This window comes from Citrobacter sp. Cf136 (genome assembly GCF_030333815.1).
GTDB classification, from domain to species: Bacteria; Pseudomonadota; Gammaproteobacteria; order Enterobacterales; family Enterobacteriaceae; genus Citrobacter; species Citrobacter freundii.
In genome coordinates this window covers 331,230-355,280 of record NZ_JAOWFE010000032.1, presented here as the reverse complement: position 1 = coordinate 355,280, position 24,051 = coordinate 331,230, and the positions used below count along the sequence as shown (strand labels likewise).

25 protein-coding genes and 1 riboswitch are annotated in these 24,051 nt (G+C 50.5%); of the genes, 13 read left to right on the top strand and 12 right to left on the bottom strand.

The window, feature by feature from the left end:
- The first annotated feature begins 10 nt into the window (after positions 1-10).
- Positions 11-1,441 (top strand): SDR family oxidoreductase, encoded by a 1,431-nt coding sequence (locus OGV98_RS05970; RefSeq protein ID WP_121540778.1) that lies wholly within the window; start codon positions 11-13, stop codon positions 1,439-1,441.
- A 97-nt stretch (positions 1,442-1,538) separates the two neighbouring features.
- Complete coding sequence (locus OGV98_RS05965) at positions 1,539-2,552, top strand: 3-beta-hydroxysteroid dehydrogenase (protein WP_003840192.1); 1,014 nt, start codon at positions 1,539-1,541, stop codon at positions 2,550-2,552.
- Positions 2,553-2,657: 105 nt separating this feature from the next.
- Here the strand turns inward: OGV98_RS05965 and OGV98_RS05960 are convergent, their stop codons facing one another.
- Positions 2,658-3,488, bottom strand: a complete 831-nt coding sequence (locus tag OGV98_RS05960) for an N-acetylmuramoyl-L-alanine amidase (RefSeq protein WP_003027275.1) — start codon at positions 3,486-3,488, stop codon at positions 2,658-2,660.
- Positions 3,485-3,808: a heavy metal-binding domain-containing protein gene (locus OGV98_RS05955; RefSeq protein ID WP_001160725.1), complete on the bottom strand. Its 324-nt coding sequence runs from the start codon at positions 3,806-3,808 to the stop codon at positions 3,485-3,487. Before OGV98_RS05955 ends, OGV98_RS05960 begins: the two co-directional genes overlap by 4 nt.
- 126 nt (positions 3,809-3,934) lie before the next feature.
- Between OGV98_RS05955 and OGV98_RS05950 the strand changes: the two genes are divergently transcribed.
- The 7 genes from OGV98_RS05950 to yegS all read left to right on the top strand — a co-directional run bounded on the left by OGV98_RS05950 (position 3,935) and on the right by yegS (position 9,568).
- Entirely contained in the window at positions 3,935-4,450 is a 516-nt protein-coding gene (locus tag OGV98_RS05950; protein WP_061549056.1) for a lipoprotein, read from the top strand.
- A gap of 225 nt (positions 4,451-4,675) precedes the next feature.
- Positions 4,676-5,404, top strand: a complete 729-nt coding sequence (artP, locus tag OGV98_RS05945; RefSeq protein ID WP_003027295.1) for an arginine ABC transporter ATP-binding protein ArtP — start codon at positions 4,676-4,678, stop codon at positions 5,402-5,404.
- A gap of 16 nt (positions 5,405-5,420) precedes the next feature.
- Positions 5,421-6,152, top strand: coding sequence for an arginine ABC transporter substrate-binding protein ArtI (gene artI / locus OGV98_RS05940; RefSeq protein ID WP_003027298.1), 732 nt, complete (start codon positions 5,421-5,423; stop codon positions 6,150-6,152).
- Positions 6,153-6,158: 6 nt separating this feature from the next.
- Positions 6,159-6,875 carry an arginine ABC transporter permease ArtQ gene (artQ, locus tag OGV98_RS05935; protein ID WP_003027301.1) on the top strand — a complete coding sequence of 239 codons (717 nt, stop codon included), beginning with the start codon at positions 6,159-6,161 and terminating at the stop codon, positions 6,873-6,875.
- Complete coding sequence (gene artM, locus OGV98_RS05930; RefSeq protein WP_003840185.1) at positions 6,875-7,543, top strand: arginine ABC transporter permease ArtM; 669 nt, start codon at positions 6,875-6,877, stop codon at positions 7,541-7,543. The genes artQ and artM overlap by 1 nt, the downstream gene beginning before the upstream one ends.
- Positions 7,544-7,805: 262 nt before the next feature.
- Positions 7,806-8,537, top strand: coding sequence for an arginine ABC transporter substrate-binding protein ArtJ (gene artJ / locus OGV98_RS05925; protein ID WP_149911235.1), 732 nt, complete (start codon positions 7,806-7,808; stop codon positions 8,535-8,537).
- A gap of 131 nt (positions 8,538-8,668) precedes the next feature.
- Entirely contained in the window at positions 8,669-9,568 is a 900-nt protein-coding gene (gene yegS, locus OGV98_RS05920; protein WP_003027310.1) for a lipid kinase YegS, read from the top strand.
- Between the two features lie 22 nt (positions 9,569-9,590).
- On the opposite strand, the gene fbaB is transcribed toward yegS, so the two are convergent.
- Positions 9,591-10,643, bottom strand: a complete 1,053-nt coding sequence (gene fbaB / locus OGV98_RS05915; RefSeq protein ID WP_003027312.1) for a class I fructose-bisphosphate aldolase — start codon at positions 10,641-10,643, stop codon at positions 9,591-9,593.
- 252 nt (positions 10,644-10,895) lie between these two features.
- Here fbaB and OGV98_RS05910 point away from each other — a divergent pair, with 252 nt between their 5' ends.
- The 3 genes from OGV98_RS05910 to OGV98_RS05900 are packed head-to-tail and all read left to right on the top strand — an operon-like array spanning position 10,896 to position 14,136.
- Positions 10,896-12,173 carry a nucleoside permease gene (locus tag OGV98_RS05910; protein ID WP_003027315.1) on the top strand — a complete coding sequence of 426 codons (1,278 nt, stop codon included), beginning with the start codon at positions 10,896-10,898 and terminating at the stop codon, positions 12,171-12,173.
- Positions 12,170-13,174 (top strand): ADP-ribosylglycohydrolase family protein, encoded by a 1,005-nt coding sequence (locus tag OGV98_RS05905; RefSeq protein ID WP_060854713.1) that lies wholly within the window; start codon positions 12,170-12,172, stop codon positions 13,172-13,174. The genes OGV98_RS05910 and OGV98_RS05905 overlap by 4 nt, the downstream gene beginning before the upstream one ends.
- On the top strand, positions 13,171-14,136 hold the full coding sequence (locus OGV98_RS05900) for a PfkB family carbohydrate kinase (protein ID WP_200017688.1): 966 nt from the start codon (positions 13,171-13,173) through the stop codon (positions 14,134-14,136). Before OGV98_RS05905 ends, OGV98_RS05900 begins: the two co-directional genes overlap by 4 nt.
- On the opposite strand, the gene OGV98_RS05895 is transcribed toward OGV98_RS05900, so the two are convergent.
- From OGV98_RS05895 to thiM, 3 genes are read right to left on the bottom strand one after another with little or no spacing between them, the layout of a single operon-like run.
- The gene (locus OGV98_RS05895) at positions 14,110-14,856 is read right to left on the bottom strand and encodes a GntR family transcriptional regulator (protein WP_003027325.1); all 747 of its coding nucleotides are present in this window, start codon (positions 14,854-14,856) and stop codon (positions 14,110-14,112) included. The genes OGV98_RS05900 and OGV98_RS05895 overlap by 27 nt on opposite strands.
- Before the next feature lie 42 nt (positions 14,857-14,898).
- Positions 14,899-15,699, bottom strand: a complete 801-nt coding sequence (thiD, locus tag OGV98_RS05890) for a bifunctional hydroxymethylpyrimidine kinase/phosphomethylpyrimidine kinase (protein ID WP_003027328.1) — start codon at positions 15,697-15,699, stop codon at positions 14,899-14,901.
- Between the two features lie 2 nt (positions 15,700-15,701).
- A complete protein-coding gene (thiM, locus tag OGV98_RS05885; protein ID WP_171862577.1) occupies positions 15,702-16,484 on the bottom strand; it encodes a hydroxyethylthiazole kinase in 783 nt (260 codons plus the stop codon).
- A gap of 31 nt (positions 16,485-16,515) precedes the next feature.
- Positions 16,516-16,612: riboswitch (TPP riboswitch) on the bottom strand.
- Between the two features lie 234 nt (positions 16,613-16,846).
- Here thiM and OGV98_RS05880 point away from each other — a divergent pair.
- The gene (locus tag OGV98_RS05880; protein WP_286551089.1) at positions 16,847-17,179 is read left to right on the top strand and encodes an RcnB family protein; all 333 of its coding nucleotides are present in this window, start codon (positions 16,847-16,849) and stop codon (positions 17,177-17,179) included.
- A 53-nt stretch (positions 17,180-17,232) separates the two neighbouring features.
- Here the strand turns inward: OGV98_RS05880 and OGV98_RS05875 are convergent, their stop codons facing one another.
- The 6 genes from OGV98_RS05875 to apbC all read right to left on the bottom strand — a co-directional run bounded on the left by OGV98_RS05875 (position 17,233) and on the right by apbC (position 23,970).
- Positions 17,233-18,240, bottom strand: coding sequence for a fimbrial protein (locus OGV98_RS05875; RefSeq protein WP_136345868.1), 1,008 nt, complete (start codon positions 18,238-18,240; stop codon positions 17,233-17,235).
- A complete protein-coding gene (locus OGV98_RS05870; RefSeq protein ID WP_202581163.1) occupies positions 18,212-20,698 on the bottom strand; it encodes a fimbrial biogenesis outer membrane usher protein in 2,487 nt (828 codons plus the stop codon). The genes OGV98_RS05875 and OGV98_RS05870 overlap by 29 nt, the downstream gene beginning before the upstream one ends.
- Positions 20,699-20,712: 14 nt before the next feature.
- Positions 20,713-21,396, bottom strand: coding sequence for a fimbria/pilus periplasmic chaperone (locus tag OGV98_RS05865; RefSeq protein ID WP_048240680.1), 684 nt, complete (start codon positions 21,394-21,396; stop codon positions 20,713-20,715).
- Positions 21,397-21,459: 63 nt separating this feature from the next.
- Entirely contained in the window at positions 21,460-22,038 is a 579-nt protein-coding gene (locus tag OGV98_RS05860; RefSeq protein ID WP_032936683.1) for a fimbrial protein, read from the bottom strand.
- Positions 22,039-22,310: 272 nt separating this feature from the next.
- A complete protein-coding gene (locus OGV98_RS05855) occupies positions 22,311-22,604 on the bottom strand; it encodes a DUF2574 family protein (RefSeq protein WP_225990940.1) in 294 nt (97 codons plus the stop codon).
- 256 nt (positions 22,605-22,860) lie between these two features.
- Positions 22,861-23,970, bottom strand: a complete 1,110-nt coding sequence (gene apbC / locus OGV98_RS05850; RefSeq protein ID WP_003027343.1) for an iron-sulfur cluster carrier protein ApbC — start codon at positions 23,968-23,970, stop codon at positions 22,861-22,863.
- Between the last annotated feature and the right edge of the window lie 81 nt (positions 23,971-24,051).

The following is a 24,051-nucleotide window of genomic DNA, read 5'->3' as shown; positions in this document are numbered from 1 at the left end:
GGAGATGGGCGTGCCGCAACGGATTTTGGTTCTTGGCGCCAGTGGCTACATTGGACAGCATTTGGTACAGGCGCTCAGTCAGCAAGGGCATCAGGTGTTGGCTGCGGCACGTCGCATTGAACGACTGGAAAAGCAGCAACTGGCCAACGTCAGTTGCCATAAAGTCGATTTGAATTGGCCAGATAACCTCCCCCCGCTACTGGCGGGTGTTGATACGGTTTATTACCTGGTCCATGGCATGGGTGAAGGCGGTGATTTTATCGCCCACGAACGTCAGGTGGCGATGAACGTCCGCGATGCACTGCGTAATACACCGGTCAAACAGCTTATTTTCCTGAGCTCATTACAGGCTCCCCGGCATGAACAATCCGATCATCTGCGTGCGCGACAGATAACCGCAGATACTCTGCGTGAATCAGGCGTGCCAATGACGGAATTGCGTGCGGGCATTATCGTGGGGGCAGGTTCCGCTGCCTTTGAAGTGATGCGCGACATGGTCTACAACCTGCCAGTACTCACCCCTCCGCGCTGGGTGCGCTCACGTACCACACCCATCGCGCTGGAGAATTTGATGTACTACCTGGTAGCGTTGTTGGATCATCCCACGCAACATCACCGCGTACTCGAAGCAGCCGGCCCGCAGGTGTTGAGCTATCAGGAACAGTTCGAGCATTTTATGGCGGTCAGCGGTAAACATCGCCTGCTCATCCCCATCCCCTTCCCTACCCGCTGGATTTCGGTCTGGTTTTTAAACGTCATTACGTCAGTGCCGCCAACCACGGCCAAGGCGCTGATCCAGGGCTTAAAACACGACCTGCTGGCCGATGACACCGAACTACGTGCGCTGATCCCGCAAAAGCTGATTGCCTTTGATGACGCGGTGCGCAGTACGTTGAAGGAAGAAGAAAAGCTGGTCAACTCCAGCGACTGGGGTTACGACGCGCAGGCGTTTGCCCGCTGGCGTCCAGAATATGGCTATTTCGCCAAACAAGCTGGCTTTAGCGTTGAAACCGCCGCCAGCAAAAAAGCACTGTGGCAGGTAGTGAATCGACTCGGCGGCAAAGAAGGCTATTTCTTTGGCAATATTCTATGGAAGACGCGCGCGGCCTTGGACCTGCTGGTCGGCCATAAGCTGGCAAAAGGTCGTCCCGAACACCCACTATTGCAAGTTGGCGACACCGTTGATAGCTGGAAAGTCATCATCGTTGAGCCGGAGAAACAGCTGACGCTGCTGTTTGGGATGAAAGCGCCGGGATTGGGTCGCCTGAGCTTCACACTGGAAGATAAAGGCGATCATCGACGCATTGATGTACGCGCCTGGTGGCATCCGCACGGTATGCCTGGCCTCTTCTACTGGCTGTTGATGATCCCCGCGCACCTGTTCATTTTCAGGGGGATGGCGAAGCGTATAGCCAAACTTGCAGAACAAATCACAGACTAATGATAAAAAGAGCCTGTATTCTTTCATGTTTCCCATTGCATACAGGCGTATTTCACGGAAGAATGCGCACGACGTTTTTTAAACACAGTGGATTGATATGAAGGTACTGGTTACCGGAGCCACCAGCGGCTTGGGCCGAAACGCGGTTGAGTTTTTATGCAGCAAAGGCGTCAGCGTCAGAGCCACCGGTCGCAACGAAGCGATGGGCAAGCTGCTGGAGAAAATGGGCGCAGAATTTGTGCATGCGGATTTGACCGAGCTGGTTTCTTCGCAAGCAAAAGTGATGCTTGCCGGCATCGACACGCTGTGGCACTGCTCCAGTTTTACCTCACCGTGGGGAACTCAGGAAGCCTTCGATCTGGCCAACGTTCGCGCAACTCGCCGTCTGGGCGAGTGGGCCGTGGCCTGGGGCGTTCGCAACTTCATTCATATCTCCTCGCCGTCGCTCTATTTTGATTATCACCACCATCGCGATATCAAAGAGGACTTTCGTCCGCACCGCTTCGCCAATGAATTTGCCCGCAGCAAAGCAGCTGGCGAAGACGTGATCGCGTTGCTGGCGCAGGCCAACCCGCAGACGCGTTTTACGGTATTGCGTCCGCAAAGCCTGTTCGGACCACACGATAAGGTCTTTATCCCGCGCCTGGCCCATATGATGTACCACTATGGCAGCATCCTGTTGCCGCACGGCGGAAGTGCGCTGGTAGATATGACCTACTACGAAAATGCAGTGCACGCGATGTGGCTGGCAAGTCAGCAAGCCTGCGATAAGCTGCCGTCAGGTCGCGCGTACAACATTACCAACGGCGAGCATCGCACTCTGCGCAGCATTGTGCAGAAACTCATCGACGAGCTGAATATTGATTGTCGGATCCGCTCCGTTCCCTACCCGATGCTGGACATGATTGCCCGCAGCATGGAGCGCTTAGGCAATAAATCGGCAAAAGAGCCAAAGCTGACGCATTACGGCGTCTCGAAGCTAAATTTTGATTTTACGCTGGATACTACCCGCGCTCAGGAAGAGTTGGGTTATCAGCCCATTGTGACGCTGGATGCAGGGATTGAACGTACCGCGGCCTGGCTGCGCGACCACGGTAAGCTGCCGCGTTAACCATTGCCGGATGGCGGCGCAAGCGCCTTATCCGGCCTACAAAATCCAGCCTAAATTAGCCGTAGGCCTGATAAGCGAAGCACCATCGGGCATTGGTGTTCTGCGTTAACCCTGCCCGTATTTTTCCAGTAACGCTTCGGCAATCGCCTGAGTTTCCGCATCCGCCACGCCGTTCCACAGCGTCGGGCGGAAGTGCATCTGGAAGGCCATAATCACCCGCTGCTGTTCGCGCGGCGTCATATCAGATTTTATCTCATAGCCGTAACGCGACAGCAGATCGAGTAAAGATTCGGTTGCTACCGGCGTATGAGGTGCTCGCCCGGCAAGATAAAACGCTACGCGCTGAGTGTCCGGCCACGCGCCAATTCCCTGTTCGGCCAGCACTTTCCATGGGAAAAGCGGTCCAGGATCGTCCTTACGTTGCGGCGCGATGTCCGCATGGGCTACCACGTTCTGCGGTTTTATGTCGTAGCGGGCGATAATATCTTTCGCCAATGGGATCAGCGCCTGAATCTGCGCGGGCTCAAACGGCGCAAAATATTTTATCCCTGCCGATTTTTGCCAGCCGCGGTTTTCCAGCTCAATGCCAATTGAGGTATCGTTAATACGCGTAGCGCCACGCCAGAAGCTAATCCCCGCATGCCAGGCCAGATCTTTTTCCGGCACCAGTTGCCAGATACGCGGTTTGCCGTGGTAGAGCGGCGGCACAGCCGGGATCAAATAGTGCGAGCTGACGTTTTTATCGGTCAGCGTAGCCAGAGAAGAGTCAAAATCATCGGCCGTGTAATGGATAACCAGCACTTTAATGCGTGGATAAGCAGCCTGTGCCTGACGGCGGGTATCTAACTGATACCCGTCTTTGTCGACAATCCCTTTTTCGCCAGCACATCCCACCAGCAACAGCGTAAATGCCAGCAGACACAACAGACGCTTCATCGGCGAGTTTTCACCGCGGTACCGCTGACGCTCACCATCAGCATACTGCCGTCTTTGCCCACGGTTTCGTAATCAATATCAATACCGACCACCGCATCAGCACCCAGCGCTTTGGCCTGTTCGCCCAGCTCCTGGAAAGCAATTTCACGCGCTTTACGCAGCTCTTTTTCATACGCGCCGGAGCGACCGCCGACAATATCGCGAATGCCGGCGAAAAAATCGCGGAAAATATTCGCGCCTAAAATGGCTTCGCCAGTCACAACACCGCAGTATTCCACGATGCTCTGCCCTTCCAGCGTAGGGGTAGTCGAAAACTGCATGGTTAATCTCCTTTTTGCGCTAAGAGCACGATCTCAAAAGCATTATCGAACCGATCCACTATCATTGAAAGGATATATTCTATCAACGTAGAACACTAATAGTAGAAAGCTAATAAGGAAATCATTATGCGCTACTCGAAACTCTCTCTGCTGGTTCCATGTGCACTACTTCTCAGCGCCTGTACGACCGTGACGCCGGTCTATAAAGATAACGGCACGCGTAGCGGTTCATGCGTAGAAGGCGGGCCAGACAGCGTGGCTCAACAATTCTATGATTACCGTATTCAGCATCGAAACAATGATCTTACCCCACTTCGTCCATACCTTAGCGACAACCTGGCTAAACTGCTGAACGATGCCAGCCGCGATAACGCACACCGCGACCTGTTTAACAGCGATCCGTTCTCCAGCCGCGCCACACTTCCGGACAGTGCCAGCGTCGCCAGCGCATCGACTATTCCGAATAGTGATGCACGCAACATTCCGCTACGCGTAGAGCTGAAACAGGGTGACCAGAGTTGGCGTGATGAAGTGCTGATGATCCGCGAAGGCCAGTGCTGGGTCGTTGATGATGTACGCTATCTGGGCGGCAGCGTACACGCGCCAGCCGGGACGTTGCGCCAGTCTGTCGAAAACCGTTAATCGCGCCATTTACTCGCCCAAATCATAACCCCCATTAATTGTCTGGCATTCTGCATAGAATGCCGACAATTATTCTTGCCCACTGGTGGCCCCGCTATTTTGTGCTATGTTTAGAGAAGAATGCGGTTTGCATTTAACTTTTAACGCATAAATATTGCATAACTATTCTGTCAAAGGTAGTATCTGCGGCTTCAATAGCTATCAGACTGCCAGTATCGAGTGTCAATGAGTATTCAATTAAACGGCATTAACTGCTTCTACGGCGCACATCAGGCGCTGTTCGATATCACGCTGGATTGCCCTCAGGGTGAAACACTGGTGTTACTTGGCCCAAGTGGAGCCGGGAAAAGCTCGCTACTGCGCGTACTCAACCTGCTTGAGATGCCGCGCTCGGGCACGCTCTCTATTGCGGGTAACCGTTTCGACTTCACGAAAACCCCGTCAGATAAAGCCATTCGGGATCTGCGTCAAAACGTGGGCATGGTCTTCCAGCAATATAATCTTTGGCCGCATCTCACGGTGGTGCAGAACCTGATTGAAGCGCCCTGCCGCGTACTAGGTCTGACAAAAGAGCAAGCGATGGCGCGTGCCGAGAAACTGCTGGAACGACTGCGTCTGAAGCCGTACAGCGATCGCTATCCACTGCATCTGTCCGGCGGCCAGCAGCAGCGTGTGGCCATTGCCCGCGCGTTGATGATGGAACCACAGGTGCTGCTGTTTGATGAGCCTACCGCAGCACTTGACCCGGAAATCACCGCCCAAATCGTCAGCATCATTCGTGAGCTGGCGGAAACCAATATTACTCAGGTGATCGTCACCCACGAAGTGGAAGTTGCTCGTAAAACGGCCAGTCGCGTGGTGTACATGGAAAACGGTCATATCGTCGAGTTTGGGGATGCGAGCTGCTTTGCCAACCCGCAAACCGAAGCGTTTAAAAACTATCTTTCTCACTAAGATTCGGGACAATACAATGAAAAAAGTTCTGATTGCCGCGCTAATCGCAGGTTTTAGCCTTTCCGCTACCGCAGCCCAAACCATTCGTTTCGCCACCGAAGCGTCTTATCCTCCATTTGAATCGATCGATGCTAACAACAAGATCGTAGGGTTTGACGTTGATCTGGCGAATGCGCTGTGTAAAGAGATTGACGCTACCTGTACCTTCACCAATCAGGCCTTCGACAGCCTGATCCCGAGCCTGAAATTCCGTCGTTTTGACGCGGTGATGGCCGGTATGGACATCACGCCTGAGCGTGAAAAACAGGTTCTGTTCACCACCCCTTACTACGACAACTCTGCGCTGTTTGTTGGCCAACAGGGTAAATACACCAGCATTGATCAGCTGAAAGGCAAAAAAGTCGGCGTTCAAAACGGAACGACGCACCAGAAATTCATCATGGATAAACATCCGGAAGTGACTACCGTGCCGTATGACAGCTATCAGAATGCCAAACTCGATCTGCAAAACGGTCGTATTGACGGCGTCTTTGGTGATACCGCAGTAGTGACAGAGTGGCTGAAAGACAATCCAAAACTGGCCGCGGTTGGCGACAAAGTCACGGATAAAGATTACTTCGGTACCGGTCTGGGCATCGCTGTGCGCCAGGGCAATACCGAGCTGCAGCAGAAATTTAACGCTGCGCTGGAAAAAGTGAAGAAAGATGGGACTTACGAGACCATCTACAACAAATGGTTCCAGAAGTAATATTTGATGAATGAATTTTTTCCTTTAGCAAGCGCCGCCGGGATGACCGTCGGCCTTGCCGTTTGTGCGCTGATCATTGGCCTTGCGCTCGCCATGTTTTTTGCCGTCTGGGAGTCAGTAAAATGGCGCCCGGTGGCATGGGCGGGCTCGGCCCTGGTCACCATCCTGCGCGGTCTGCCAGAAATTCTGGTGGTTCTGTTTATCTATTTCGGCTCCTCACAACTGCTGCTGACGCTGGCCGATGGCTTTACGATCAATCTCGGGTTTGTACAAATCCCGGTTCAGATGCAGATCGAAAACTTCGACGTCAGCCCGTTCCTGTGCGGTGTCATTGCACTGTCATTGCTGTATGCCGCTTACGCGTCGCAAACGCTGCGTGGCGCGCTGAAGGCCGTGCCACTCGGGCAATGGGAGTCAGGTCAGGCGTTAGGTTTGTCTAAAGCCGCGATCTTCTTTCGTCTGGTGATGCCGCAGATGTGGCGTCATGCCTTACCGGGACTGGGTAACCAGTGGCTGGTATTGCTGAAAGATACCGCGCTGGTCAGCCTTATCAGCGTGAACGATCTGATGCTGCAAACGAAGAGCATCGCTACCCGTACCCAGGAGCCGTTTACCTGGTACATTGTGGCGGCCGCTATTTACCTGGTGATTACGCTGGTGAGTCAGTACATTCTCAAACGCATTGACCTGCGCGCGACACGTTTTGAGCGGAGACCGGGCTGATGCTTGAGTATTTACCTGAATTGTTGAAAGGGCTGCATACCAGCCTGACGCTGACGGTCGCCTCCATCGTAGTTGCTCTGGTGCTGGCGCTGATTTTCACCGTCATCCTGACGCTGAAAACGCCGGTGCTGGTGTGGCTGGTTCGCGCTTATATCACGCTGTTTACCGGTACACCGCTGCTGGTGCAAATCTTCCTGATCTACTACGGACCAGGACAGTTTCCGGCATTGCAAGAATATCCGGTACTGTGGCATCTGCTCTCTGAACCCTGGTTATGCGCCTTAATTGCGCTGTCGTTAAACAGTGCGGCCTACACTACGCAACTGTTCTACGGCGCTATCCGTGCAATCCCGGAAGGCCAGTGGCAGTCCTGCGGTGCATTGGGGATGAGCAAAAAGGATACGCTGGCGATTCTGTTGCCGTACGCCTTTAAACGCGCCCTCTCCTCATATTCCAACGAAGTGGTGCTGGTATTTAAAAGTACCTCACTGGCTTACACCATCACCCTGATGGAAGTCATGGGTTATAGCCAGCTGCTGTACGGTCGTACTTATGACGTTATGGTATTCGGTGCTGCGGGTGTGATTTACCTGATCGTCAACGGCTTGCTGACACTGATGATGCGCTTAATCGAACGTAAAGCGCTGGCGTTTGAACACCGGAATTAAGCATATGCCTGATGGCGCTACGCTTATCAGGCCTACGGTTCATGCACCTTTTGTAGGCCGGATAAGGTGCTAGCACCACCATCCGGCAAATATGCATAAATTAAAATAATAAAGACGGACAACAACCTAAATTGTCCGTCTTTTTTTATGCCATTAAAAATATTTAATCATTTTTATTGCATATAAATTCATTAAATGGCATTGTTAATCCACGCCGCAGACACGGTAAATAATCATAAGATTGACAGACGGGAGTTCCACCATGAAAAAGTTAGTACTGGTCGCATTACTTGCTACTTTCGCCGCTGGCGCCTCAGCTGCTGATAAAATTAGTTTCGGTGTATCAGCCACGTATCCGCCATTTGAATCACTGGACGCCAGCAATAAGATTGTCGGTTTTGACATCGACCTGGCAACGGCGCTGTGCAAACAAATGCAGGCAGAATGTACTTTCACCAATCACGCTTTCGATAGCCTGATCCCCGCGCTGAAATTCAAGAAATATGATGCGGTTATTTCCGGAATGGATATCACACCTGAGCGTAGCAAGCAGGTTGCGTTTACTCAGCCTTACTATGCCAACTCCGCGCTGGTGATTGCGAAAAAAGACACCTATAAAACCTTTGCCGACCTGAAAGGTAAGCGCATCGGTATGGAAAACGGCACCACCCATCAGAAATACCTGCAGGATAAACATCCTGAGGTGAAAACCGTGGCCTACGATAGCTATCAGAATGCGATTATCGACCTGAAAAATGGCCGTATTGATGGCGTATTTGGCGATACTGCTGTGGTTAACGAGTGGCTGAAAACCAACCCGCAGTTAGGCGTAGCCACTGACAAAGTAACCGACCCGCAATACTTCGGTACTGGCCTTGGCATCGCGGTTCGCCCGGATAACAAAGCCCTGCTGGAAAAACTGAACAGCGCGCTGGCGGCAATCAAAGCTGACGGCACGTACAAGAAAATCAGCGATCAGTGGTTCCCGCAGTAACGTCTGCCCAATCTGAAAAGCCGCGCTTTGCGGCTTTTTTTATCTCTTCGCCTGCGCTTTCAGTCAGTTCTTACGCCATAAACACTTTCCTGGCATACACTTGTTTAAACGAAAAAAAGTGAGGCAAACGGATGATAGCGTTCCCTGCCAGTTTACTGATCCTCAATGGAAAAAGTGCTGATAATCTCCCCCTGCGTGATGCCATTGCGAAGCTTCGCGATGAAGGCGTGGAAATCCATGTTCGCGTGACCTGGGAAAAAGGCGATGCCCAACGCTACGTTGATGAAGCTCGTCAGCTAGGCGTTGAAACGGTGATTGCCGGCGGCGGCGACGGCACCATCAACGAAGTTTCGACGGCGCTGATCCAGTCGCAGGGCGACAATATTCCGGCGCTGGGTATTTTACCGTTGGGAACGGCAAATGATTTTGCCACCAGCGTGGGGATACCCGACGACCTCGATAAGGCATTAAAGCTGGCTATCGCCGCAAATGCGACAGCGATCGATATGGTGCAGGTCAATGATAAAACCTGTTTTATCAACATGGCGACCGGCGGCTTCGGCACACGTATCACTACCGAAACGCCGGAAAAACTCAAAGCTGCGTTGGGTGGCGTATCATACTTTATCCACGGATTAATGCGCATGGATACGCTCAAACCCGACGTCTGCGATATTCGTGGGGAAGATTTTCACTGGCAAGGTAAGGCGCTGGTGATTGGTATCGGTAATGGTCGTCAGGCTGGAGGCGGGCAACAGCTTTGCCCAACGGCGCTGATCAACGATGGTCTGTTGCAACTGCGCATTTTTACCGGCGAAGAACTGTTGCCAGGGCTGCTTTCGGCGTTAACGCAATCCGAAGACAACCCTAACATCATCGAGGGCGCATCATCGTGGTTTGATATCCGCGCCCCACACGAAATTACCTTTAATCTTGACGGCGAACCGCTCAGCGGACAGGAGTTTCATATTGAAATCCTGCCTGAGGCGTTACGTTGCAGACTGCCGCCGGGTTGTCCACTGTTGCGCTAACACAACGACACCCCGGCTGTAATCAGGCGATGGTAACTTTGCTGTCCAGATAAACATCCTGCACGGCGTTAATCAGCTTAACGCCGTCGGCCATGGTTTTCTTGAATGCTTTGCGTCCAAGAATCAGCCCCATGCCGCCTGCTCGTTTGTTAATCACCGCCGTACGTACCGCATCACTGAGATCGGTTTCGCCGCCAGCCGCGCCGCCGGAGTTAATTAACCCGGCGCGCCCCATATAACAGTTCGCCAGTTGATAACGTACCAGGTCAATTGGATTCTCGCTGGTCAACTTGGTGTAGACGCGATCGTCGGTGTAGCCAAAATTAACCGCTTTATACCCACCGTTATTTTCCGCCATTTTCTGCTTAACGATATCCGCCCCGATAGTAGCCGCCAAATGGTTAGCCTGTCCGGTAAGATCGGCAGAAACATGGTAATCCACGCCATCTTTTTTAAACGCGGAGTTACGCAGATACGCCCACAACACGGTAACCATACCCAGCTCATGGGCGCGCTCAAACGCGGCCGAAATCTCCTCAATCTGGCGACGGGACTCTTCTGAACCGAAATAGATGGTTGCCCCTACCGCAACCGCGCCCATATTGAACGCCTGCTCTACGCTGGCATACAGCGTCTGGTCGAACGTATTCGGATAGCTCAGCGTTTCGTTGTGGTTAATTTTAACGAGGAACGGAATGCGGTGCGCGTAGCGACGGGAGACAGAAGCCAGCACGCCATAGGTCGATGCCACGCAGTTACACCCTGCTTCGATAGCCAGCTCCACAATATTCTTCGGATCAAAGTACAGCGGGTTAGCCGCAAACGATGCGCCAGCGGAGTGCTCCACCCCCTGGTCCACCGGCAGAATCGACAGATACCCTGTCCCGGCCAGTCGCCCGGTGTTATACAGCGTCTGCATGTTACGCAGCACGGCAGGCGGCCGGTTGTTATCCACCATCACACGGTCGACGTAATCATGTCCAGGCAGGTAAAGTTGATCAGAAGGAATGGTCATACAACGATGCTGTAAAAGGTTGTCGGCGTCTTTGCCAAGCAACTGCGCAATATCAGTCATAGCTATGCTCCCGTAATTTCCGATTTGAAACCGGAATGTGGATTGTCCTGACCCGCCTTTTTGCGGGCAGCATTAAGCCTGGTACCGACTGCGTATTTTTTCCATCTTTAGCGCACTTTTCAGCAACTTCTGCTGGCTCGATTCAGGAAGAAATAATGTTAAGGCGGTCAAATTTAGACCACAAAGGTATTTTAAAGGTATTACCTAATGGTACTATCAATGCGTACCTTACCTGTCATGAAGGATTTAAAGATGAAAACTACGGTTAAGCTGTCGTTCATGATGTTTGTAGAGTGGTTTATCTGGGGCGCCTGGTTTGTACCGCTGTGGCTGTGGCTGAGTAAAAGCGGCTTTAGCGCCGGGGAGATCGGCTGGTCCTACGCTTGTACCGCGATCGCCGCGATCCTGTCGCCCATTCTGGTCGGTTCAATCACTGACCGCTTTTTCTCCGCGCAAAAAGTGCTGGCGGTGTTGATGTTCGTCGGCGCTATTCTGATGTACTTCGCCGCCCAGCAAACCACCTTCAGCGGATTCTTCCCGCTGTTACTGGCCTATTCGTTGACCTATATGCCGACGATTGCGCTGACTAACAGTATTGCTTTTGCCAACGTACCGGACGTTGAGCGTGATTTCCCGCGCATCCGAGTGATGGGAACCATCGGCTGGATTGCCTCTGGTTTGGCCTGCGGTTTCTTACCGCAAATGCTTGGCTATAGCGACATTTCACCCACCAATATTCCCCTGCTGATCACTGCCGGAAGCTCTGCACTGTTGGGCGTCTTTGCGTTCTTCTTACCGGATACGCCACCAAAAAGTACCGGCAAAATGGATTTCAAAGTCATGCTGGGTCTGGATGCGCTGATCCTGCTGCGCGATAAAAATTTCCTCGTCTTTTTCTTTTGCTCTTTCCTGTTTGCGATGCCACTGGCGTTCTATTACATCTTCGCCAACGGCTACCTGACAGAAGTCGGAATGAAAAACGCCACCGGTTGGATGACGCTGGGCCAGTTCTCTGAAATCTTCTTTATGCTGGCACTACCGTTTTTCACCAAACGATTTGGCATTAAAAAGGTATTGTTGCTTGGTCTTATTACTGCGGCGATCCGCTACGGATTTTTCGTTTACGGTGGTGCGGAAGAATATTTCACTTACGCCCTGCTGTTTCTCGGCATTCTGCTGCACGGTGTCAGTTACGACTTCTATTACGTCACGGCCTACATCTATGTCGATAAAAAAGCGCCGGTTCACATGCGCACTGCAGCGCAAGGGCTTATCACCCTCTGCTGTCAGGGATTCGGCAGCCTGCTCGGTTACCGTCTGGGCGGCGTGATGATGGAAAAAATGTTTGCTTACCAGGAACCGGTTAATGGTCTCACCTTTAACTGGGCTGGCATGTGGGGATTTGGCGCGGTCATGATTGCCGTCATTGCCGTGATGTTTATGATTTTCTTTCGCGAATCTGACAAAGAAATCACCGCCATTAAGGTGGACGATCGCGATGTAGCGTTGAAACAAGGGGAAGTAAAATGAAAGCAGAACGTATTCTCGGTGCTCTTTATGGGCAGGCGTTAGGGGATGCGATGGGCATGCCGTCGGAACTGTGGCCAAGAACCCGGGTTAAAGCCCATTTCGGTTGGATCGACAGTTTTTTGCCTGGTCCGGCGGAAAATAATGCCGCCTGCTACTTTAACCAGGCAGAGTTTACTGATGACACGTCTATGGCGCTGTGTCTGGCAGATGCCCTGCTTGAGTGCGACGGAGAGATTGTACCCGACGTTATTGGTCGCAATATTCTGGCCTGGGCAGAGCGTTTTGATGCCTTTAATAAAAACGTGCTCGGCCCGACCTCAAAAATTGCGCTCAAAGCCATTCGCGACGGCAAACCTGTCGCCGAACTGGAGAATAATGGCGTGACCAACGGTGCGGCAATGCGCGTTTCGCCACTGGGATGCCTGCTACCCGCCCGCAATCTTGATGCCTTTATCGATGATGTGGCACTGGCCTCCAGCCCGACGCATAAATCGGATCTGGCTATCGCGGGAGCCGTTGTCGTCGCGTGGGCGGTATCTCGCGCCATCGACGGAGGAACATGGTCGGAGATTGTCGACGCACTACCTGCCATTGCCCTGCACGCGCAGCAAAAACGAATCACCACCTTTAGCGCATCGCTTTGTGCACGCCTTGAACTGGCGCTGAAAATCGTCCGTAACGCCGACGGCATTGAGTCCGCCAGCGAGCAGTTGTATCAGGTTGTGGGGGCAGGAACCAGCACCATTGAGTCTGTGCCTTGCGCCATCGCGATGGTCGAACTGGCGCAGACCGATCCCAACCGCTGCGCCATTCTGTGCGCGAACCTCGGCGGCGATACCGATACCATCGGAGCGATGGCAACCGCCATTTGTGGCGCGCTGCACGGCGTCGACGCGATTGACCCGGCATTGAAGCAGGAGTTGGATGCGGTTAATGAGCTGGACTTTACCCGCTACGCCAACGGGTTAATACGACTGCGTGAGCAGCGGGAGGCGCTATGAGCACCATGCGCCTGCAACAACTTCTCTCGCAGTTACGTACACAGCGGCCAGTAACGGTGGTGGGTGCAGCGGTGATTGATGTCATTGCCGATGCGTATGCCCTCCCCTGGCGAGGCTGTGATATCGAACTCAAACAGCAAGGCGTGAACGTTGGCGGCTGCGCACTCAATATTGCCGTAGCGCTCAAGCGTTTAGGTATCGACGCCAGTAATGCGTTACCGCTGGGTCAGGGGGTGTGGGCCGACATTATCCGCAATCGGATGGCAAAAGAGGGGCTGCACAGCCTGATCGACAACGCCGAAGGCGATAACGGCTGGTGTCTGGCGCTGGTGGAACCGGATGGCGAACGTACCTTTATGTCCTTTAGCGGCGTTGAGAATCAGTGGAATGCCGCCTGGCTGGCAAAGCTGGATATCCCGCGTCATAGCCTGGTGTATCTCTCGGGTTATCAGCTAGCGTCCCCGTGCGGTGAATTGCTGGTGCAGTGGCTGGAAGGACTGGAAGAGGTGACACCGTTTATCGATTTTGGCCCGCGCATCGGCGACATTCCCGAGCCCTTACTGGTACGAATTATGGCCTGCCGTCCGCTGGTGTCACTTAATCGTCAGGAGGCGGAAATTGCTGCCGAGCGATTTGCATTGAGTCAGGATGTGGAAGGTTTTGGCGCAGAATGGGTGCAGCGTTTCACCGCACCGGTGGTAGTGCGTCAGGATAAAGACGGCGCATGGTATTTCAGCGCACAGACATCCGGCTGCGTACCGGCATTTGCAACGGCGGTCATTGATACTATCGGCGCAGGAGACAGCCATGCCGGCGGCATGCTGGCCGGACTAGCGTCTGGCTGGACGCTGGCCGACTCAGTGCTGTTAGGTAACGCGGTGGCGTCCTGGGTAGTTGGGCATCGTGGCGGCGATTGCGCCCCATCACGCGAGGCGCTACTCCTCGCACACAAAAACGTATAGATCGCTACGACAGTAACTGATGCTGTATTCAATAGGCCGTTGCTGCTGGTCAAGCGCTACCTGCTTGATCACCAGTACCGGCACTTTACTATCCATTTGAATGTGCGCCTGGAACTCTGCATCCGGCATTCTGGCGCTAACGCGTGAGCGCGTACGCTGTGGGAAAATATGCTGGCTACGAAAATAGTCATACAGAGAAACACCAATGGCATCCACATCATGAATTAGATGTGCGGGTACCCAAGACTCTTCAATAGATACTGCGTCTTCGTCAACGTAACGAATGCGTTTGAGCAGAAAGACATCACTTCCTGTGACAACTGCCAACTGCTGTGCCACCTCTTCCGGGCAAGGTACAATTCTTTTGTTAACCCACAACGTATCCGGTTTTTTACCGCGCAACACCACCTGCTGAGAAAAACCGCGCGCTTCTTTGAGCGAATACTCGAAGATATTGTTGATTTGCGTTCCGTAACCGCGGGCACGTGTTACTACACCCTCTTCTTCCAGGGCCTGCATCGCCTTGCGTACCGTAATCCGAGAAACGCCGGTCAACTGGCTGAGGTCGCGCTCGCCGGGCAGGATATTGCCGTGCTCCAGGATCCCACTGCGCACAGCATTCTTCACCGTCTGCGCAAATTTCATATACAGCGGCGTGTTATCCGCCGCTGAAATACGTTCATTCAGTTGTGCGATAAGCTGGGTATGCGCTTGTTCCATTTATCTTTTCCCTGGCCGCCGTTTCTGCAGCCAGTATACCCATTACCACCACGCGTGAAAATGATGCACCGGACCAATTCCCTCGCCAACTTCCAGCGTGTCTGCCTGTGCCAGCGCCGCTGAAAGCCACAGTTTGGCTTCCTGTACGGTATCGGCCCAGTTGTTATGGCGCGGACGCAGGGCTGCCAACGCCGCCGATAGCGTACAGCCGGTGCCATGGGTATTTTTGGTCATCACCCTCGGCGCGGTAAAACGCTGCTCGCCTTCGCGAGTAAAGAGCCAGTCGGGGCTTTGCGCGTCATCCAGATGACCGCCCTTCATCAACACCGCCTCGCAACCCAGCGCCCGTAGCGCTCTTCCCTGCTCTAACATCTCCTGCTCAGTCTGCGCATGCGATGCCCCGAGCAGTGCAGCAGCTTCGGGTAAATTAGGGGTGATAATCGAAACCTGTGGCAGCAAACGGGTACGCAGCGTTTCTACCGCCGAGGGTGACAGCAACGGATCGCCGCTTTTTGCCAACATCACCGTGTCCAGCACCACATTTTGTACCCGATGGCGACGCAAACGTTCGGCGACCGCTTCAACAATATCCGTCTCCGCCAACATACCAATTTTTGTGGTGTCGATACGCACATCACTCAACACAGAGTCCAGCTGCGCAGCGACAAAGTCAGGTTCAATACGATACACCGACTGCACCCCGCGCGTATTTTGCGCCACCAACGCCGTAATAACGGAACAGCCGTATGCGCCCAGCGCCGAGAAGGTTTTTAAATCGGCCTGAATACCCGCGCCACCGCTTGGATCGGTTCCGGCGATCGTTAATGCGTTAATCCGTTTCATGCTTACTCCTGGGCGCTCAGGTTATAGAGGACGTCGAGAAATGCCGGGACAAAGCTGCCCGGTCCGTTTGATTGCTCGGTGGCGATTTGCCCGGCCTGTTTCATCCAGCTACAGGCGGAGGCGACGTTATCAAGTCGGTCACCACACAAGGCACAACTGGCTGCAACAACCGCTGATAGCGCGCATCCGGTGCCCACCACGCGAGTCATTAACGGGTCGCCGCCGTCCACGCCAACGGTACGCTGACCATCGGTGACGTAATCCACTTCGCCGGTAACCACGACAATGGTCCCAATCTGACGAGCCAGCGCCTGCGCTGCCGGAAGCGCAGCGACAGCTGTATCGGTTGTATCCACGCCGCGTCCCCCACCGTTCATGCCGGCGAGAGCAAGTATTTCCGAAGCGTTGCCACGAATAGCAGCAGGCTGTAGCGACAGTAAATCCAGACAAAAGCGGCGGCGAAACTCAAGCGCGCCTACGGCAACGGGATCGAGCGTCCACGGGGTTTTAGCATGATAAGCCCGCTCAACGGCGGCGCGCATCGCCGTGGCCCGCTCCTGAGTTAAGGTGCCGACATTAACCAGCAATGCACTGGCAATAGCGGCGAATTGGCTGGCTTCTTCAGGTTCGATCACCATCGCCGGCGATGCGCCCAGCGCCAGTAATGTATTGGCAGTAAAGCTTTGCACGACCTCATTGGTCATACAGTGTGTGAGCGGGGATAGGGTTCTAAATTGGTGCAAAGTGTGAGCCGCGAGCGCGCGGCTGTGCAGGTCAGGCTGCATGGTTCAGCTCCTGCCCGCGCGAAGAAGGGACACGGGCAGTGTCAGACTTCCCTACGCTGGCATTATCCAGATCAGGTGGTACGGGTATTTCTCAGCCTTCACCAGGAAGGGCACCCCGAGTCGTTGAAACACAAACGTAATATGCTGGTTTCAGTAACAGGATACTGCCTGTGCTTAGCGATGTAAATTGGCGTACTACCCGCCCTCACAGTGAAACTACTGGTCAAGGTTGCTGCAATTCTGTACTTTCATTTACACTTTTTACGAAATGACTGGAGTGATCACAAAATAGTGCTTGTCAGACATCCGGTATGCCAGGAATGATACATGACTGATTTTGATGACCCGAAGAGGTAGAGAGGATGGGTATGAAGAATAAAATGTTGCTGGGTGCACTTCTGCTTGTAAGCAGCGTCGTCTGGGCCGCGCCAACCGCAACAGCTGCCCCCACCGGTATCGATAAATATGAACTGAGCAGCTTTATTGCTGACTTCACCCATTTCAAACCCGGTGACAAGGTCCCACCACTGTATCTCACCGAAGAATACACCATTAAACAGTGGAATCTACGCAATCTGCCCGCGCCGACGGCAGGCACCCACTGGACCTACATGGGCGGCGCGTATGTGCTGGTCAATGATGCCGATGCTAAGATCATTAAAGCTTACGATGGCGAGATTTTTTATCACCGGTAAAATAAACGCACCCAGTATAGTTGGGTGCGTGAATTTCCTGCTTTGCTTACTTTTTAATTATAGTCAATAACGACCTTTACCCGACTCATTGTTTCTCCCGCAGTGACTTTCCCTGCATACGTTCTGGTGCGGGCGTAAATATTGATTGGTACTGTATTCCCTTTCACAGTGTCAGAACGATACAGGTTACTTCTGCCATAGCCAATACTGGTTGAACCGTCCATTGATAACTGAAATCCTACCGACCCTGCGCTATTCGCCGCAGTACCATAATCGTTGGTCAGGGTTATCGAATCCTCCGCCAACGGACTCATCGGTTCAAAATAAAATAATAGATTAACAGGCGTAAACTTCAGATTCCCGGCCCCACTTGCCTGACAGGTGAATATTACCGGGTGAAGCTCAAATTCTTTCTTATCAAGATCATTAATATTTATCCTCCCCAGATCAATTTCCTGATTACCAAAATAGCAGGTTGTGATATCGACCATAATCGTAACATTTAAATTATAATTTAATTTTTTTGAACTACAGTTATCCTTATTTCCCTGACAGTATTCAAGGCTCAACTCAGTAACGAGAGGGATAGTCGCACCAGGGGCGATGATCGTTGCGGCCCCGCGGTCTGGGGCCGCAACAATTGAATAGTTAAGTACTAAACCCGCCATGTCAAAAAAATCTGACAATGTATACTTTGCTTTATTTGCAACAATATCCTTTGCTTGATAACTCACTGAAAAGGAAACAATATAATATTGACTGCCTACCTTAAAAGCATATTCACTGCTATGCAAGATGGCCATTGCGGCCTTCAACCATGCCCTTTCCTGTGACTTACAGTCCAGTACAACAGTGCCATCCTGGCCAGAAGCAAAAACGCTACCATCAAGTACACCGGACATCGAATCTGGGGTGAAAGAATATGCTCCCGTAATATTTGGCGGAGGAACAAAATCACATTTATCAGCCTGTGCCCAAAAAGAGCATAATGTTAATACCGTTAACAGTATCCATCTCATCATCATTATCCTTTTATTGACATGAGTATGTCTTACTGACATCAATTTCCTGATTGAAGGAGATTGTGCAGTAACGTCCTTGTTGTTTATCAATGGCAACTTTTATTTTTGCAGGTACGTCATTAGTACGAATAAACAACATACTGCCTTGCCCAACCAGACCAATATTTTCGCCCTGTTCGCTTTCCACTTCATAACCAAAGGTTAATGGGGAACCATCCGGTCGCAGTGCTTTAAAATACCAGGGCTTACGCTGGTCGGTATCAAATTGCGCTTTGACCACTGCCCCACGATATGGCGCAACACTTTTACGGTTACCCTGTAATTCTGTTTCACTATTGGTATTAGAGACATCCAGTGTCAGCATATTCTCACGGTACGCACTCATCCCATCATATACCACCGTACCTTTACTGTTGGTCTCCCGATATTTCTGCCCATTGATATAAGCACCTTCAAGTCCGGGGGCATTTATGATGGCGAAAGTCTCAGAAAGGTGGTTTGCCAGGTTTATACCACCAGCCCACGCCACAACCCCACCGGAGATGCTGCCACTGCTTTGTTTATATTTTGTAGATTGACTATAACTACCGTTAACCGTTGCAACAGGAGCACGCCACGTAACGTTTGCCCCAGCGCTGGTTTCGCTGTCTTGTCGCTGATGGCTCAGGTTTAAACCATAGTTAAATTGATCGCGATCGCCTGCAATCCCACTGATACCGGTATTATTTGATGCGAAACCATCATCATCAAATGTGGTCGAGTTCGAGAGATATACCTGTCGCCGTGGCGTGGATATGCCATCTCCCCAGTTAAAGGGTATGGAGATAAAGATGTTGAAACGTTTATCTTCATTATGATCTTCATCGTAGGTTTGGCTAGCAGAAAGCGTATAGCTAATCCGTTGCCAACTATTGGTGTAGCTCAGTTGATAATCTTTATTACTACCGCTACGTCCCCAGTAGTCACGCCATAATGTGCTTAGCGATACGGCTCCCCCCCCCTCAGGAAGCGACTGATTGATGTTGGCTGTAAAACTGTTTTTACGACCGAAATCATACTGATAATAATCAGCAATATCGTAGACATCATTTTCATCACGATGATAACTGTTTTTGTTATTCGCCCATACGTGATCGTTAAATGTACGATAGTCACGAGAAGAATATCGGTATGCCGCTAAACTAAATCGCGTCCCTGTCTGCGTAAGATATTTATTCCACGCAACCTGGTAACTCTGGCCATCAAAAATGTCACCATTATCCTGTTTACTATGTGACTGCGTGGCGTCAAAAGAAACAGCGCCAATGCGCGTATTCCAGCCAGTTCCCAGCGTAAAAGCATTATAGTTATCCCCCAGCATTGTACCGCCATACAGCGTTAATAGATTATTAAAGCCATACTGATAACTGGCCTGAACGAAATCACTTTGGTTGCTGGCGCCTTCAATATGGCTGCGACCCGCGACAAAATCATACTTAGACACGCCAGGCTGTAACATATTAGGTACAGACGAATAAGGAACCAGATAGGTCGTAACGGTACCATCCGCTTCTTTCACGCTAACGTCGAGGTCCGACCCGCCGCCTGCTAACTGCAAATCGGCAATCGAGAAGGGGCCCGGCGGTACCTCTTTTTGATAGACAACAAAACCATTTTGTTCAATAGTGACAAGGGCATTACTTTGTGCAATCCCTTGAACTAACGGCGTAAAATTCTGTTTTGAGTTCGGCAGCATCTGCATATCGCGATACAAGCGCACCCCGCAAAACCGAACGGTATCAAAAATATCTGATGATGTGTACATATCGCCCGCGCGCAATGTGCCCAATATTTCTGGGATGCCGCGCTCCAGATAAAGCGTATTACTCTTCCACTCACCATTACTATCATCAGTCTTATTGTAACTGGCATCAGAATGTAGTTGCCAACCAAATAAATTCAACCCGCTATTAAAACGAGCAAAAGTATTTTTACTGTTACCGGAGTCTTTATAATCGCTATAGTATTGGCTCACATAATAGGAAGTATACAGCGCATTAATCCCCCGGTCCCAGTTTTCAGGCTCGACGTAACCGTATTCAAGTTCATTGACAAAAGCCTGCGGGACATTGAGATCAAGGCGAAATCGGCTCACATCAAAAGTCGAAGTTCCCCCTTTAAGTGCAGTTTTTAAAGGCACACATTGTGCTTCTTTATCGACTTTAATCCCTTCAGACTTAATCCCAAGACGATGAATGAGATCCCATGTCAAACACGTGTCATCAGGTTCATCTTTGACATTCAACTCATATTTTCCACGCCATTGGTTGTTAAGATAGATATCTAGATCATAGGTTCCAGAAATCGGTTTTTCACCATCAAATCTAAAATCACTGACCTTTTCACCCTTTAATCCCCCCATCATAAAATGGGTATCAAATGTTTCTTCTTCAGCAAATAGCTGACCCGAGAACAACAGAAAAAATATCGTGGAAGCAAGTGGAGTTATCCTTAACATGGCCACACCTCATATTATTTAACTCTGAGCGTATCGCTAACATAATTACCGCGATCATCAATAATGGTCACAACATACTGATTGCTGCCATTATTTCTCAGTTGGAGCAGTTGACTGGATAACGGTGGTAATAAAATAGTTTTACCATTTAGCTGATTTCTGTTCGCTTCAATCTTGGGAATGGTAATCCAATTCGCAGTAGCATTATTTAAATTTAGCCCACCGTTGCTGCGAGAAAAACTTAACTTTTTAATACTATTTTGTGTGACTGACTCGACGCTCTTAGGTCGGTACAGCAATTTCAATCTGTTTTGCATGGCAAATTTTAGCGTATTCTTCCCATCTTGATTATTTGTATTTGGGGGTATATCCAGCACATTAAAATAAAAAAGACTTTCTTTATCACTTGGTAAGTTATTGGCAATTTTTTTGATTTTTATTTGCTGCCCTGAATTACCTTTAACACGGATAACTGGCGGAGTCAGCAAAAATGGTACATCTATTTTTTCCGGAGGTAATGTAGTATCGCCATCATCAATCCAGGATTGTACCAGTGATGCCCTGGTACTCTCATTCATCAACTGAACGATAATCTCTTTTTTCTCTGCCGGATATATAACACGGGTGCCATAAATCACGATATCAGCGTGTGCCGGGAGCGTCAAGGCTATCAGGCCTGAAAGTAAAATCCGTTTCATAATACACTACCTTATTGATAGCGCTATATTGTCGAGTCATCCCGACAATATAGCCATTTAGAATTAATCAGTTTCAACAGTAAATTTTATCGTAGATTTTACATCGCCAGCGTTAACAACCTGAGCCAGTCGTGCCCATCGGGCATCAAATTTTAAGGTGTACTTGACACCTTCATTTCCAATGGACTCACCTTTCAACCCGCTAACATCCACAACCTGGTGTTTCTCGTTGATATTAACGAAACTCGTGGTGGTGTTATAAAAATCAACAGCGAACCCTACGCCGGTAGTATCGTCCCCATCATCCTGTAATAGTCCCGGATGTTCCGAGAATTTAGTTGGTGAAAAGGTAATATTTTTTAACTCTACCGTAGACGGACAAATAATTTCAATTGAATCTGCATCGGTATTCCAAACTTTTGTATTGCTAATAGCTCCGATACCAATTTTATACACATCAGAAGTTGAAATTGTACCCATGTCAATAATTGCCGAGTCACCACCATTGGAATTAAAATGACAAGAAGACCCTTCTACAGTCGCTTGAATGATTAACTGTCCCTCATCAGTGATATCCGCAGCATGCGCCATTCCGACAGATAAAAATGGTAACATTGCCGAAAAAATAATGGATCTTTTCATAGGTCATTCCTTATTAATTTTAATAAACACATCCTTTTAACAACTTCGAAATCAAAATGTCACGAGAATAATTTTACCGCAATGTGAAATGATGTTTTATTTGATTTAAAGCAAATTTCACTAAGCATTATTTAAGAATTAGATAATACATATTTAAATTATTCACGATAATAATAAATAACGGAAAGCAAATGTAATAGAAGGGAAAATTAAAGAAGCGGCAGTATTACGCTGGGTAAAACTGCCGTTTGACAAGATTCATTCTGAGGTCATTAATCGTAGGTATTGAGCACTATTTGCCGTGTCGTATCACCCGGTAACATCACACGTTTCGTATTGACCCCTTGGTAGTTTGGTTTGTCGTTTCCAGCCGTCAATCGAGCCGCATCTGACTGGCAATCATTTTGAGGCTCGCCACCTGTCATATCGATATGGCATGTGGACTCAACAACATGCCCGATGATTGTTAGCTTTCCATCGATTGTATCAGAAGCCAAAGCCTGCAAACTCATTCCATAAGCCAGAGTAATAACTCCCAAGAATAAACTTTTCTTCATTGTGTTCATTATTCCTGTAAAGGGTGGAAAACAGCATACAAACTGCCTGCACTGTGAATTATGGGTTAACTACCTTGTTTGAACCAATTGAAATTGTAGATTAATGAGATAGATTTGATCAATTACAATGATGCATTGAGATAATTTATTCGGAAAAAGGTATGAATTATACACGCAGAATGAACAATATCGTAATATTTTTAAATTTAATATATTCACCGCATCAATAATACATTAATGCGGTGAATATCTGTAACGCTATAAATTACACCGCGCGGAAAGCAATCTCGCCCGGAATAACTTCTCCCTGCCAATACAGCTGTGCCGCCACACGCCCTGCAAGGTCGCGGTAAATGGCGGTAAATTCGCTGTCTGGACGGCTGATAACCGTCGGCGTACCGCGATCGAGGTCTTCACGCAGAGAAATATGCAGCGGCATTTGTCCCAGCAGTTGGGTGTGGTACTGCTCGGCCAGTTTCTGCGCGCCACCGGTGCCAAAGATTGGCTCATGGTGACCACAGTTGCTGCAAATATGCATACTCATATTCTCAACAATACCCAATACCGGCACTTCGACTTTTTCGAACATCACAATGCCTTTTTTCGCATCGATCAGCGCGATATCCTGCGGCGTAGTGACAACAACCGCGCCCGTTACCGGAATGTTCTGCGCCAGCGTCAACTGGATGTCACCAGTGCCCGGCGGCATATCCAGTACCAGATAATCAAGATCCGGCCATAAGGTTTCCTGCAACATCTGCAACAGCGCTTTACTGGCCATCGGGCCGCGCCACACCATCGCGTTATCGTCAGTGACCAGATAACCAATGGAGTTCGTTGCCAGACCATGAGACATGATCGGCGCCATGTGGGTACCATCTGGCGAGGTTGGACGCTGGTTTTCCGCGCCAAGCATTGTCGGGATAGACGGACCATAAATATCGGCGTCCAGAATCCCCACCTTCGCCCCTTCTGCAGCCAGCGCCAGCGCCAGGTTCACGGCGGTAGAGGATTTACCCACGCCACCTTTACCTGAACTGACGGCGATGATGTTTTTCACACCATTAATACCTGGCTGGTTTTTCACGCGTTTCAGCGTCGCGATGTTATGCGACAGTTTCCAGTCGATCGCTTTCGCGCCGGTAATACGCAGCAGATCGGCGCTACATTGCTCTTTTAAGTCCTCAAACGCGCTATGCCAAACGAACGGCATGACCAGCTCAACGTGCAACGTGTCATCCATCCAGGCGACGTGGTGCAACGCTTTAAGCGTCGTCAGATTATGCTTCAGGGTTGAATGCTGAAAATTCGCCAGCGTCCCGGCAACCATGGCGCGCAGGGTCTCTGGTGATTTGGCCTGGGATTGTGCGTTCATCCCGACTCCTTTTTGTTGTTCTGAATATACAATAGTCACCAGGTAGTTTACTCCAACCGCAACAATTATTCATTTACGGAT